This is a genomic window from Rhodococcus sp. 27YEA6, from assembly GCF_044908235.1.
Lineage (GTDB): Bacteria > Actinomycetota > Actinomycetes > Mycobacteriales > Mycobacteriaceae > Rhodococcus_F > Rhodococcus_F qingshengii.
On the sequence record NZ_JBIYCY010000017.1, the window covers coordinates 21,618 to 34,603 of the forward strand.

At 62.8% G+C, this 12,986-nt stretch carries 11 protein-coding genes; 10 read left to right on the forward strand and 1 reads right to left on the reverse strand.

Translation table 11 applies throughout. The annotated features are described in order from the left end of the window. Positions 1-119 precede the first annotated feature (119 nt). The 3 genes from ABH939_RS28260 (at position 120) to ABH939_RS28270 (ending at position 3,893) form a co-directional block, all read left to right on the forward strand. The gene (locus tag ABH939_RS28260) at positions 120-1,223 is read left to right on the forward strand and encodes a TIGR03857 family LLM class F420-dependent oxidoreductase (protein WP_151097083.1); all 1,104 of its coding nucleotides are present in this window, start codon (positions 120-122) and stop codon (positions 1,221-1,223) included. Between the two features lie 71 nt (positions 1,224-1,294). Next, a complete protein-coding gene (locus tag ABH939_RS28265) occupies positions 1,295-2,731 on the forward strand; it encodes an aldehyde dehydrogenase (protein WP_151097081.1) in 1,437 nt (478 codons plus the stop codon). Between the two features lie 28 nt (positions 2,732-2,759). Next, positions 2,760-3,893 (forward strand): NDMA-dependent alcohol dehydrogenase, encoded by a 1,134-nt coding sequence (locus ABH939_RS28270; RefSeq protein ID WP_042447379.1) that lies wholly within the window; start codon positions 2,760-2,762, stop codon positions 3,891-3,893. Between the two features lie 119 nt (positions 3,894-4,012). Here the strand turns inward: ABH939_RS28270 and ABH939_RS28275 are convergent, their stop codons facing one another. Continuing rightward, a complete protein-coding gene (locus ABH939_RS28275; protein ID WP_042447377.1) occupies positions 4,013-5,215 on the reverse strand; it encodes a CaiB/BaiF CoA-transferase family protein in 1,203 nt (400 codons plus the stop codon). A 644-nt stretch (positions 5,216-5,859) separates the two neighbouring features. Here ABH939_RS28275 and ABH939_RS28280 point away from each other — a divergent pair. The 7 genes from ABH939_RS28280 to ABH939_RS28310 all read left to right on the forward strand — a co-directional run bounded on the left by ABH939_RS28280 (position 5,860) and on the right by ABH939_RS28310 (position 12,972). Next, complete coding sequence (locus tag ABH939_RS28280) at positions 5,860-6,273, forward strand: Zn-ribbon domain-containing OB-fold protein (protein ID WP_042447492.1); 414 nt, start codon at positions 5,860-5,862, stop codon at positions 6,271-6,273. Continuing rightward, a complete protein-coding gene (locus tag ABH939_RS28285; protein ID WP_151097079.1) occupies positions 6,270-7,454 on the forward strand; it encodes a thiolase family protein in 1,185 nt (394 codons plus the stop codon). Before ABH939_RS28280 ends, ABH939_RS28285 begins: the two co-directional genes overlap by 4 nt. Further along, positions 7,454-8,380: an ABC transporter permease gene (locus ABH939_RS28290; RefSeq protein ID WP_243580652.1), complete on the forward strand. Its 927-nt coding sequence runs from the start codon at positions 7,454-7,456 to the stop codon at positions 8,378-8,380. The genes ABH939_RS28285 and ABH939_RS28290 overlap by 1 nt, the downstream gene beginning before the upstream one ends. Further along, positions 8,373-9,410 (forward strand): ABC transporter ATP-binding protein, encoded by a 1,038-nt coding sequence (locus ABH939_RS28295; protein ID WP_243580651.1) that lies wholly within the window; start codon positions 8,373-8,375, stop codon positions 9,408-9,410. Before ABH939_RS28290 ends, ABH939_RS28295 begins: the two co-directional genes overlap by 8 nt. After that, on the forward strand, positions 9,407-10,234 hold the full coding sequence (locus tag ABH939_RS28300) for an ATP-binding cassette domain-containing protein (RefSeq protein ID WP_073513244.1): 828 nt from the start codon (positions 9,407-9,409) through the stop codon (positions 10,232-10,234). Before ABH939_RS28295 ends, ABH939_RS28300 begins: the two co-directional genes overlap by 4 nt. Positions 10,235-10,289: 55 nt before the next feature. Next, on the forward strand, positions 10,290-11,240 hold the full coding sequence (locus tag ABH939_RS28305; protein ID WP_151097075.1) for an ABC transporter permease: 951 nt from the start codon (positions 10,290-10,292) through the stop codon (positions 11,238-11,240). A gap of 130 nt (positions 11,241-11,370) precedes the next feature. Further along, the gene (locus tag ABH939_RS28310) at positions 11,371-12,972 is read left to right on the forward strand and encodes an ABC transporter substrate-binding protein (protein WP_151097073.1); all 1,602 of its coding nucleotides are present in this window, start codon (positions 11,371-11,373) and stop codon (positions 12,970-12,972) included. Positions 12,973-12,986: the final 14 nt, after the last annotated feature.

Here is a 12,986-nt window from a genome sequence, read left to right on the forward strand (position 1 = left end):
CTCGATCTGACGTGAGAATTTCGAATGCGGTATCGGTGCGGGAGCCGTGATTCCTCCCGTATCCCTGTCGATTCCCGACTATTGCAGATTTATATGACCAATACTGTCAGAATACGGGAATGAATGATGAAAATACTACTGCGCTCGCCGGTGTGCAGTCCGAGGCATCGGGTTCGCCGGGCCCGGCCCTCGGCGGCTACGCCCTCCCCGGCCGCGTTCCCGATCCACGCCCGGCGATCGCGCAGGCGATCGAGGCGGAACGCATCGGGATGAGCACGCTGTGGCTCAGCGAACGGTGGGGAACCAAAGACTTCGGTGTACTCGCCGGCGCATTCAGCCAGGTCACGAGCACGATCAAGATCGCGGCCGGGATAACGCACTTCCAGTCCCGGCATCCGGCTCTGCTCGCATCGCTCGCCATGACTGCACAGGGACTCTCGGACGGTCGGGTCGTGCTCGGCATCGGGCGCTCGGTCGACAAGATGTGGAGCGCGGTGGGACTGCCCAAATCGACCAATGCCTCCATCGTCGACTCGGCAGACATCTTCCGCAGACTTTGTCGCGGTGAGAAGGTCAAGTACGACGGGCCCGCGGGAACATTCCCGTCACTGCGGCTGACCGACGTACCCGATGTGCCCGTTCCGCCGCTGGTCTTCGCCGCGATCGGACCCAAGGGCCTCGAGCTCGCCGGTCGACATTTCGACGGAGTGCTGTTGCACCCGTTCCTTACGCCCGACGCCGTTCGCCGCTCGACCCAGGCCGTGCGCACAGCTGCGGAACAGACGGGACGCGATCCGAATTCGGTACGGGTATACGCGACCGTCATCACGGCGTCCGGACTGCCCGCTGACGAAGAAGCCGCCGTCGTTGGTGGTCGTGCCGTGTCGTATTACCAGATCCCCACGTTCGGCGAGCAGTTGGCGAAGGTCAACGGGTGGGATGTCGACCGGCTTGTCGATCTGCGCGGACATCCGTTGTTGGCGGGAGTGCGTGGTGCTGCGGACTCGGTGCTCGAGCGAGATCAGATGACCGAGGTCGCGCGGGCGTTGCCCGAGGAATGGATCCGCGGCGCCGCGGCGCTGGGTTCACCGAGCGAGTGCTGGGAGATGTTCGAGCGGTATCGGGAGGCAGGCGCCGACGAATTGGTCCTGCACGGAAGCACGCCGGATCAGCTCGGTGACGTCGTTGCCGGCCGTGGCCGATCGACCCTTGCCGTAACGTGACATTACTGCCAGAATCGAGATCAAATCCCGCTGCTATTCCCCTGGACGCGGCCGATCGAGAGGTATCGAGAGTGCACGACTACGAGGGCGTCTACATCGACGGTAAATGGCGCGCAGGATCCGGGACGCGGATCGAGGTGCTCTCGCCCACCGACGGAACGGTGCTGGGCCACGTGACTGCTGCCACTGCAGACGACGTCGACGCCGCTGTGCAGTCGTCACACGACGCAGGTGTCAGCGGTCCGTGGGGGCGAACGTCGGTGGCGGATCGCAGTGCAGCGATCGGACGGTTGGCCGACGAGATCCAGGCGCGGTCCACCGCATTCGGTGATCTTGTGTCCGCGGAGGTCGGATCACCGCGAAAGTGGGCGTCGTTCGGCCAGATCGGCGTCACCATCGGAGTTTTGCGGTCGTACCAGAAGCTCGCCGGCGAGTTCATCTTCGAGGACACTCGTCCGTCGGTCGTCGGCGGTGAGGTCCTGGTACAGAAGTTGCCGGTCGGCGTCGTCGGCGCGATCCTGCCGTGGAACGCTCCGTTGTTCACCGCCGCACTCAAGCTCGCTCCTGCGCTCGCCGCGGGATGCACTGTCGTACTCAAGCCGTCGCCTGAAGCGCCGCTGGGACTGTCGATGCTGACCGAGGCGATCGAGGCATCGGGTCTTCCCGACGGCGTGATCAATATCGTGTCTGGCGACGTCGCGACGGGGGAGGCGCTCGTCGCCCACCCTGGCGTGGACAAGATCAGCTTCACCGGGTCGACCGCGGCAGGCAAACGAATCGGAGCAGCGTGCGCCGCCGACGTTCGGCGGTGTGTGCTCGAGCTCGGTGGCAAGTCGGCGGCCGTCGTGCTCGACGACGTCGTTCTCGATGCGGAGACCGTGGGTGGTCTGGTCACCGGGGTCATGGCGAACAACGGTCAGATCTGTGTCGCGCAGACCCGAATCCTCGCGCCGCAGTCGCGGTACGAGGAAGTGGTCGAGGCACTGGCATCGGCCGTGCGGCAGATGACAATCGGCGATCCCGCTGACCGAGCCACCCAGATCGGCCCCGTCGTGAACCGTGCGGCCCGCGACCGCATCGAAAGCGTTGTTGCCCGTGCGAAATCGGGCGGTGCACGCATCGTCACCGGTGGAACCAGGCCCGAAGGACTCGACGCGGGATGGTTCGTGACCCCCACTATCGTCGCCGACGTCGAGAACCACGACGAGATCGCCCGCGAGGAACTCTTCGGACCGGTGGCTGTCGTGATCGCCTATTCCGACGAGGACGACGCCGTGGCGCAGGCGAACGATTCGCAGTATGGACTCGCTGCCGCAGTGTGGTCCGCCGACCGCGGGCGGGCGGCACGCGTCGCGTCGCGCCTACGCGTCGGATCGGTGTCGGTCAACTCACCCGGCCCCATCGACTTCGGCTCTCCCTTCGGGGGATTCAAGCAATCTGGTATCGGCAGAGAAGGTGGTCCGGAAGGGATCGCCGGATTCGTCGAGCCTCGATCGATCATTCTCTGATTCACCTCGTATTTTCGGAAGGACACACATGCAGACCCAGGCAGCCGTTCTGTGGGAACGTAATTCGCCGTGGTCGATCGAGACGATCGATCTCGACGAGCCGAAGGAACAGGAGGTGCTCGTCGAACTCCACGCGTCAGGCATGTGTCATTCCGACGAGCACATCGTGACTGGTGACATGCCGTTCGCACTGCCGTGTATCGGTGGTCACGAGGGTGCGGGAGTTGTGAAGGCCGTGGGCTCGCACGTCTCGTGGATCGAGCCGGGCGATCACGTGGTGTTCAGCTTCATTCCATCCTGTGGTCGGTGCCCGTCATGCTCGTCCGGGCATCAGAACCTGTGCGATCTGGGCGCAAAGATTTACAGCGGCAAGCAGATTCAGGACGGAACGGCGCGGCACCACATTCGGAATCAGGATCTGTCGTTGGCATGCGGCATCGGGTCTTTCGCGAAGCACACAGTGGTCAACGAGGCCAGCTGCATCAAGATCGAACCGCATCACCCCCTCGATCGTGCGTGCCTCCTCGGGTGCGGATTCATCACCGGTTGGGGGTCGTCGGTCTACACCGCCGATATTCAGCCGGGTGAGACGGTAGTCGTCGCCGGCGTCGGCGGCATCGGTGCTGCCGCGATCCAGGGTGCGAAGCTGTCCGGTGCTCGCACGATCACCGCCATCGACCCCAACGAGTTCAAGCGGGAGATGGCGCTGAAGATGGGTGCCACACACGTGGCGTCGTCCTGGGAAGAAGCCAAAGCGGTTGTTGCAGAGGCGACATGGCATCGCGGTGCGGACAAGTTCATCACGGCGATGGGCGTCGGTGACGGCAAGCTGATCTCGAAGGCGCTCGCCATGATCGCCAAGCGCGGCAGACTGGTCGTGACCAACATTCACCCCATGCTCGAGCGGGAGGTCTCGCTCAACCTGATGGACCTGACGCTGCAGGAGAAGCAGATCGTCGGCAGCCTGTACGGTTCGGCCAACCCTCGCGGCGACATTCCCAAGGTTTTGGAACTATGGAGTGCAGGGTCGGTAGACCTTGATTCGATGGTCACTCGCACGTACCCGCTCGAGAAGGTCAACGACGGCTACGACGACATGCGCTCCGGACGTAACATTCGCGGCGTCCTTAGCTATGTCGATGCAGGTATCACAGCGGTCTAGTCGCACATGGCAAAAGCCCCTTCTGTTCCGAGAGGAATCAGAAGGGGCTTTTCGTTGTGCGTGTTCGAGCGGTATGGAATCCTCGTGGTGCGCCCAGTCGGGCGGACCACGACAGCGGATCAGAGTACGGCGCCGCTGACCTTGAGTTCGACGATCTCGTCCATCGTCAGGCCGATTTCTACGAGAACCTCGTCAGTGTGCTCGCCGTGTTCGGGAGCGCGTCTGGTGTTGCCGGGCGCACCATTGAACTGGATCGGTGCGGAGACCAACTTGAAGTCGGTGCCACTTGCATCGGTGACGTCCGCGATGTAGTCGTTCGCTTCGACCTGAGGGTCGGTGATCACCTCACGCGGAGTCTGCACTACAGCCCACGAACCGTCGATGTCCTTCAACGCGATTCGCCATTCCTCCAGAGTCTTTTTGGCGAATCCGTCGGCGAGTACCTGAACCAGATCGAGGTGATTTTGTCCGCGCAGCGCGTGGGAGGCGAAGCGCGGATCGTCGATCAGTTCCGGACTTCCGAGCACGTGCATCAGCTCGGGGAAGTAGCGATCGGATTCCAGCATCACCAGTGCGATGGAGCGGTCGTCCGATGTCCGGTAGCTGTTCACTAGTGGGTTGGCGGCAGTGGCAGGCACGGTCTTGGGATAGCGATCGAGCCCGAATGCATGAGCACCGGCAATGGTCGCACCCATGGACCAGGCGCCGAGCGCGAGCAGGGAACCGTCGACGGTCAGTGCCTCGCCGGTGCGCTCGCGGTGGAACAGAGCCGAGGAGATGGCGCCGGCGAGCGTGAGTCCACCGAGCGTGTCACCGAACGCAGGACCGGGCATCGTGACGGCGTAACCGAGTTCGTCCGGGCTGACGTTGTCGGCAGCGCCGCTGCGAGCCCAGAAAGAGGTCATGTCGTAACCACCGCGTTCGGATTCCTCACCGCGCTGCCCTGCAGCCGAACCGCGAACGTAGATGATCTTGTCGTTGTGCGCACGGACGTCGTCGACGTCGATGCGGAGCTTCTTGCGTGCACCCGGCCGGAAGTTGGTCAGGAAGACGTCGGCGGTCTCGACGATCTTCATGAGCAGATCGCGGCCCTCTTCCGTCTTCAGATCGAGTGCGACGCTTCGCTTTCCCCTGTTGGGGAGTTCGAACATGTGGTTGACGCCACCTGCAGGGATCAAGCCGGAGCTGACCAGTCCGCGCTGCGGATCACCGGTCTCGGGATGCTCGATCTTGAGTACGTCGGCGCCCCATTCGGTCAGGATCGCTCCTGCTACCGGTACGTAGGTCCACGCCGCAACTTCGACGACTCGGATTCCGTTCATTACACCGACCACGACAGAGCATCCTTTCGACTGACGGAAGCAGCGGACCTGTTGTCACCGGGTAAGCGTGCGCGGGGATGACAATATCCGCTGCTGAAGTATCTGACTCACTGTACATGAAATCTGACGGTTTGTGTCGGTGGTCACAATTGTCGTCGTCCGTTTCGGCGGGAAAAGGCGTTCGTGGAGCGCGTCTGTGCGTCGATCAACCCTCTGTGCTGGACCTAAGCGGCGCTTTGATCGTGGTGACGCGGGGCGCTCTGCATTGGGGTCGTATCAGATTCCTGTGTTTCCCAGTCAGATTCACCTGCGCGATTTATGATCTCGGCACCAGCTGGCCTGCCATCGTCATGTTCAATCTGACGCATCCATACACTTGTGAGCTCGGGGCCGGGGGATCTCGTTCATCGCATGTCAGTCATTCGATTACTCAAGATGAACAGTTACGTCAGAGGAGTGTCTCGAATGTCCGCCATATGACGCCAGATCACTTTCTCAAGTGCAGTTCGGGCTGAGCACTTACGTGACACGACTATCAGATGTTAGTGTGCTGAAACGGTGATCGGCATCACTTGCAGCCCAGTGAGTGGATCAGATCACCAGCCGTTTTCGGCGCCGAGCAAGAGATGTCCTGGAGGATGTACATGTCAAACGAATCGGGTCGAGTGCTTCCCGAGGTGACCGCGGAATCGCGCGCGTTCTGGACCGGAGGTTTCGAGGGCGAACTGCGCATCACTCGATGCCAGTCGTGTCGCGGTTGGATTCATCCGCCGGTCGGCGCCTGTTGGCGCTGCCGCAGCCTCGACGTCGCGCCCGAGGTTGCCTCGGGCAAGGGCAAGGTAGCCGCATTCACCATCAACCACCATCCGTGGTTGCCCGCCTTCCCCCCGCCGTACGTGATTGCCGCCGTCGAACTCGACGATTCACCGGACGTTCGCCTGACCACCTGTCTGGTGGATGTCGACGTGAACGCGGTCGACGTCGGAATGGCAGTCGAGGTGGTCTTCGACGAACAAGACGACGTTGCAATCCCCTTTTTCAGGCCGGTGACAGCATGACATTCGTGGACAACCGTGCAGTGATCACGGGAATCGGACAATCTCAGATCGGACGCCGAATCGGCCGTACCGGAATCGATCTCGCACTCGAAGCAACCGCTCGAGCGGTCGAACATGCGGGCCTGTCATTCGACGACATCGACGGCGTCGCAAGCTACCCCGGCCCCGTCGCCGCCGAGAGCGGATTCGTCGGCGCGACGACACACGACGTGCGGGACGCCTTCGGTTTGCGCACTCGGTGGCACGTCAGTGGCGTCGAGACGTCAGGACAGATAGGTACCCTGCTCGACGCGGCGGCCGCCGTGGCCTCGGGCCGCGCGAATCACGTTCTGTGCTTCCGCTCGGTGTGGGAGGCCACCGCACAGGCGTCCGGCCGCGCCGCGGCACTGACCACCAAGATGGCCCGCGCGTCCGGACACTCGGAGTTCCGTATGCCGTTCGGCGCGGCGTCACCGGCCAACTGGATCGGCATGTTCGCCCAGCGCTACATGTGGGAATTCGGTCTGACGCGTGAGCAATTGGGCAAGTTGGTGATCAACAGCCGTCGCAACGCCGGGTTGAACCCCAACGCCATCTATCGCACGCCGATGACGATGGATGACTACCTCGGCGCACGTATGATCTCGACTCCGCTCGGTCTGTACGACTGCGACGTTCCGTGCGACGGAGCGACGGCGATCATCATCTCGCGTCGTGAAGCGTCCGCGGGCCTGAAGAACACTCCGATCGCCATCGAGGCTGCGGGCGCCGGTCTCTACGAGCGGCACAACTGGGACCAGCGCACCGACTTCACGACGACGGCTCCGTTCGACGCTGCGGCGTCGATGTGGGAGACCACCGACCTGACGCCGGCCGACGTCGACTTCGCCACTCTCTACGACGGTTTCAGCTTCCTTACTCTGCAGTGGATCGAGGCGTTCGGTTTCGCCGAGCACGGCAAGGTCGCACAGTTCCTCGACGACGAAGACCGCTACCGCCTCGACGGCACGTTGCCGATCAATCCGCACGGCGGACAGTTGTCGGCAGGTCGCCTGCACGGCTACGGATTCCTGCACGAGGCATGCGTCCAACTGTGGGGCGAGGGCGGCGATCGCCAGATTCCCAAGGACGTCGAGATCGCGGCCGTCGGCGTCGGAGGCGGACCAGAGGCCGGATGTATGTTGCTCAAACGGGACAGCTGATGAGCACGACGGACGGAGTCACCCCCGATCCCGCGGTCGCCGATACGGCCGGCGTGCCCGTCACTTCTGCTCCTCGGAAGAAACGCTTTCGCGGCGGAAGGAAGTGGCGAGCGCTCAGATCGAATCGCGCAGCCATGATTTCACTGGCGTTCCTCGTGCTTCTCGTTCTGGTGGCAGTGTTCGGACCGCTGCTCACGACGCACGATCCCAATACTCAAGTACTCGGTGATCGCCTGCAGGGGCCGAGCGGCGAACACTGGTTCGGCACGGACGGTTACGGCCGTGACACCTTCTCCAGGTTGATCGACGCCACCCAGATCGCAGTACTCGCGATGGTCCAGGCGATGGTCCTGGCGTCGATCGTCGGCATTCCGTTCGGTCTGCTCGCCGGGCTCGTCGGCGGTCCGATCGACGCTGTGCTCAGTCGAATCGCAGAGGCGCTACTCGCTCTTCCGCCACTGATTCTCGCACTCGCGGTCGTCGGAGTGCTCGGGCCCGGTCTGACCAACGCGATGATCGCCGTCGGATTGCTACTGGCTCCCCGGCTGTTCCGCGTGGCACGGTCCGAGGCGCAGGCCGTTGCGGGTGAGTCCTACATCGAAGCGTGCCGGAGCGTCGGCTGTTCCAACTTTCGTCTGCTCTGGCGACACGTGCTGCCCAATGCCAGTTCCGCGTTGATGATTCAGCTGACCTTCGGGGCAGGCATCGTCATCATCGTCGAGGCGAGCCTGAGTTTCCTCGGGCTCGGCGTGGAATCACCGCAAGCGAGCTGGGGATCGATGCTGCAGGACGCGTTCCAGAACGTCAGCGCATCACCGAGTTTCATGATCGTTCCGACCGCGGCCATCGTTCTGACAGTGTTGGCACTGTCCACGTTCGGCGACGGCATGCGCGATGCATTCGAAGGACGTGGCGCAAATGGTTGAGCAAGAGATGGTGACCGAGGCCGCTGCTGTGCATGTCGGCGAACGGGTCCTCGAGGTGACGGATCTGAGCATCCAGTTCAAGAGCGAGCACGGATGGTCCACTGTCGTGGATCATCTCGATCTCACCCTCGAACGCGGCGAGACACTCGGGTTGGTGGGGGAGTCGGGATCGGGAAAGACCGTCACGTCTCTCGCGATCATGGGTCTGCTGACCGGTCCTCGTGTCCGAATCTCCGGTTCGGTCAAGCTACAGGGACGCGAACTGGTCGGACTGAACAAGCGCGAGATGAATGCGTTACGCGGCAAGTCGATCGGAATGATCTTCCAGGAACCGAGGCGATCACTGAATCCGGCGTTCACCGTCGGTGATCAGATCGCCGAAGTGGTCAAGCGCCACCGGGAAGGCGTCGGGCGTCGTGAGGCGTGGGCTCGTGCCGTCGAGATGCTCGAGCTCGTGGGCATTCCCGACGCAGCTGCCCGCGCGCATGAATACCCACATCAGTTCAGCGGCGGAATGTGTCAGCGGGTGATGCTGGCGATAGCCGTCGCCTGCGAACCCGTGGTGCTGATCGCCGACGAGCCGACCACCGCGTTGGACGTGACGGTGCAGGCACAGGTTCTCGACCTGCTCACCGAATTGCAGGATCGTATGGGGTTGGGCATTCTGTTCATCACTCACGACCTCGGTGTGGTGGCCGAGACGTGCGATCGCGTCGCCGTTCTCTACGGCGGCCAGGTCATGGAGACCACCGGGTCAGAAGATCTGTTCTACGACCCGCAGCATCCGTACACCGAGGGACTGCTGGCCTCGACACCCGATGCGCAGGTACGTGCCGAGCGACTGTACGCGATTCCCGGAACCGTTCCCGCAGCATGGAATTGGCCGAACGGGTGCAGGTTTCATCCGCGCTGCGCCTATGCCCAGGCCGGGCTGTGCGACGACGGAGTTGTCCCGCTGTCGGGAGCCGAGTCGCATCAGGTCCGCTGCGCGCGCGCCGACGCACTCGAACTGGAAGGGATAAGCCGATGACCGCCGTTCTCGAAGTCGACAACATCGTGAAGTCGTTCGTCAAGAAGCGCAACGTCTTCGGAATTGCCACCGAGCACACGAACGCGGTCAAGGACGTCTCGTTCACATTGGAGAAGGGCCGGACCCGCGCCATCGTCGGCGAGAGCGGTGCGGGTAAATCGACGATCGGCAGGATGGCTCTGCGTCTGGACGTACCCGACACGGGTGCGATTAGACTCTTCGGCGACGACATTCTGAAGATGTCCACGAAAAGCGTTCGGCAGCTTCGTAGTCGGGCGACTATGATCTTCCAGGATCCGTTCAACTCGCTGGACCCCCGCATGCTCGTCGGGCAGTCGGTGGCCGAACCGCTGACGCTGCACACCGATCTGCGCGGTCGTGATCGCGAGAACAAGGTCGCCGAACTGCTCGAACGCGTGGGCCTGCGCGTCGACCAGATGGAGAAGTACCCGCACGAGTTCTCCGGCGGCCAGTTGCAGCGCATCGCGATCGCGCGAGCCCTCGCCACCGAACCCGAACTCATCGTCTGCGACGAGCCGGTGGCCGCTCTCGACGTCTCGATCCAGGCGCAGGTTCTCAACCTGTTGCAAGATCTGCAGGCGGAACGCCAGATCAGTTACCTGTTCATCTCGCACGACCTGGCGCTGGTCAAGATGTTTGCTCACGACGTCACGGTTATGCGTCGCGGTGAGATCGTCGAATCCGGCCCCACTGCACAGATATTCGAAGATCCGCAGGAGACCTACACCAAGGATCTGCTGTCGGCGATCCCGGTGATGAACCCGCGCAAGCGTGCCGCTCGACGTGCATTGGCGTCGTCATGAGCGATCGCGCGTCGAAAGTTTTCACGACACAGTTCGAGAACGAGGAGTCGGGACCATGCTGAAACTGGTGACGAGTCGAATACTGGCGTCCGTGCCGTTGTTGCTGTTGGTCGCCTTCCTCTCGTTCGTGCTCTTGGAACTGGCCAATCGCGGAACCGATCCGGCTGCTCGCATCGCGGGCGACGGGGCGAGCCCGGAACAGATCGAGACGATCAGGCAGAACCTCAATCTGGATTCGCCGATGATCGTGCGGTACGCGGAGTGGGTCGGTCACGCCGTCACCGGGGATCTCGGCAAATCGTTGTACAGCGGTCAGGCTGTGACCGATGCGATCATGGAACGCATATGGATCACCGGTTCGCTGTCGCTGTGGGCGATCATCCTCACTATCGTGATCGGTATTCCCCTCGGTGTGTGGGCCGCAGTGCGTCAGGGTTCGTTGGTCGATCGCGCGGTGACCACGGTTGCCGCCCTGCTGATGAGCGTTCCACCCTTCGTCCTCGGTCTGCTCCTCGTCATCACGTTCGCCATCACGCGTGCGTGGCTGCCCGCAACCGGATATGTCACCATCGCCGAGGGTGGCATCGTCGAGTGGTCTCGGCATCTGATTCTGCCCGCGCTCGCGCTGGCGGCGGTCTCCGCAGCCGAATTAGCCCGGCAAACAAGAGGTTCCATCGTCGACGCACTCAACAAGGACTACGTGCGTACGTCGCGCGCGAAAGGACTCAGCGGACGAAGTGTCCTGTGGAAGCACACCATGAAGAATGCTGCAGTCTCCATTGTGACCGTATTGGGCATGCAGATGGGACGCATCCTCGGTGGTGCGGTCACTGTCGAGTTCGTCTTCGCCATATCGGGATTGGGAATGCTCGGCTACACCGCTGTGGTGCAGCGTGATCTTCCGATGGTCCAGGGCGTGGTCATCATCAGCGCGTTGGTGGTGCTCATCTGCAACCTGCTTGTCGACATGTCGTACGGCTACCTCAATCCCAAGATCAGGAAATAGCAGAACCGAACCCAGCTCCTCAACTGCTCCAACCCCGACGGGCCCGGTGAGGGCCCGGCCCCCGCCCTGCCAGAAGCCCCCCGCCATACCAGATCCTCCGCCCTGCGAGAACAAGGAACAGAGACAAGCCATGAAAGTGCACAGACGAATCCAGTTCGGTACGAAGCTTCTCGTCGGCTTCGTGACGGTGGCCGTGGTGACCACCGCATGTGGCAGTGGAAGTGGTTCTTCCTCTTCCAACGAAGCGAACGGAAGCGGCGCAGCGGCGTCCGACGTCGATCGCAACGCGACGCTTCGCTACGCCTGGACGCTGGGACCGAACAACCTCGACCCGCATCAGTCGGCGAATTACCAAATCGACTTCAACTACCTGTCTCCGGTGTACGACCGGCTGACGCAGGCCGTCGCCGGCCCCGAGATCGCCCCGATGCTCGCAGAGTCCTGGGAGTTCGCACCGGACGGCATGTCCGCCAACTTCAAGCTCCGCACCGATGCGACGTTCCACGACGGCACGAAGGTCGATGCCGCAGCGGTCGTGAAAAGCCTTCAGCGCGCGACCGATCCGGCACGGGCCAGGGCAGCGGGTGCGCTGGCACTGATCAACGGAATCGAAGAGGTCGATCCGACGACGGTCAAGATCTCGACCAACCGTCCCGCGGCGGACCTGCCGTCAGTGCTGTCGAGCACCGTCGCCTCGATCATCAGCCCGGCCGCGATCGACGGGAACGTCGATCTGTCGGTGGAGACCGCAGGTTCGGGACCGTACGTGGTCGACGAGGTTCGCCGTGGTGACCGCATCACCTACAGCCGGTACGACGGCTACTGGGATCCGGAAGCACAGAAGGCCGCGAAGCTCGAGATCATCGGTATCACTGACGACAACGCGCGACTGAACGCATTCCGTAGTGGCCAGATCGACGCCATGCTGGCCAAGGCCGGACAGACCGACGATCTTCAGACCCTGCTGCGTCAGCCGCAGTACCAGCTGCACACCTATCCGGTGGCGCAGTACTACGCGGTGCAGCTCGACATCGGCCAGCCAGGACTCGAGGACCCGCGAGTGCGCCAGGCGCTGAACTACGCCATCGACCGCGAGGGCATCAACGGTGCGCTGCTGAAGGATCAGTGTGCGCCGATCTCCCAGCCGATCGCTCCTGAGATCAAGGGAACCGACGAAGAATCCGTCGGCCGCTACACTTACGATCCCGAGAAGGCTCGTCAATTGCTCGCCGAGGCCAACGCACCCGCTGACCTCCGGCTCAAGCTCATCACCGTCGCCGGATTGTCGCCGCAGCAGGAGATGGCCACCGCGATCCAGGCTCAATTGGCCGAGGTGGGAGTCGGGCTCGACATCATGCCGCTGCCCACCGCGGATGCTCAGGTCCGGATGGGCGAGGGCGACTACGCACTGCTGAATCCGCGTCTGACGTTCCCCACGCCTGCTCAGTCGTTGCAGAACAACTACCTGGTACCGCTGCGTTTCCCGACGGCACCGTCACAGGAGTTCACCGACGCGGTAAGTAAGACGCTCGATCCCAACACCACTGAGGACGAGCGCATCTCGCTGTACACCCAGGCGTCACGCATCGCATCCGAGGACGCGTACGACGTCTTCGTCTGCGGCATCCCGACCCAGGCCGCGTACACCGACAAGGTGTACGGCATCGACCAGGCCGGACAGGCCGACTTCACCGGCATCGTCGACACCCGTTTCCTGGGCAAGACCGCCTGATCGACTTCACATGC

Bases quoted from the DNA above. Each gene is read 5' to 3' on its own strand.
- ABH939_RS28290 (WP_243580652.1), top strand. From the start codon at position 7,454: ATGAGCACGACGGACGGAGTCACCCCCGATCCCGCGGTCGCCGATACG.
- ABH939_RS28280 (WP_042447492.1), top strand. From the start codon at position 5,860: ATGTCAAACGAATCGGGTCGAGTGCTTCCCGAGGTGACCGCGGAATCG.
- ABH939_RS28305 (WP_151097075.1), top strand. From the start codon at position 10,290: ATGCTGAAACTGGTGACGAGTCGAATACTGGCGTCCGTGCCGTTGTTG.
- ABH939_RS28295 (WP_243580651.1), top strand. From the start codon at position 8,373: ATGGTTGAGCAAGAGATGGTGACCGAGGCCGCTGCTGTGCATGTCGGC.
- ABH939_RS28275 (WP_042447377.1), bottom strand. From the start codon at position 5,215: ATGAACGGAATCCGAGTCGTCGAAGTTGCGGCGTGGACCTACGTACCG.
- ABH939_RS28260 (WP_151097083.1), top strand. From the start codon at position 120: ATGAATGATGAAAATACTACTGCGCTCGCCGGTGTGCAGTCCGAGGCA.
- ABH939_RS28285 (WP_151097079.1), top strand. From the start codon at position 6,270: ATGACATTCGTGGACAACCGTGCAGTGATCACGGGAATCGGACAATCT.
- ABH939_RS28310 (WP_151097073.1), top strand. From the start codon at position 11,371: ATGAAAGTGCACAGACGAATCCAGTTCGGTACGAAGCTTCTCGTCGGC.
- ABH939_RS28300 (WP_073513244.1), top strand. From the start codon at position 9,407: ATGACCGCCGTTCTCGAAGTCGACAACATCGTGAAGTCGTTCGTCAAG.
- ABH939_RS28270 (WP_042447379.1), top strand. From the start codon at position 2,760: ATGCAGACCCAGGCAGCCGTTCTGTGGGAACGTAATTCGCCGTGGTCG.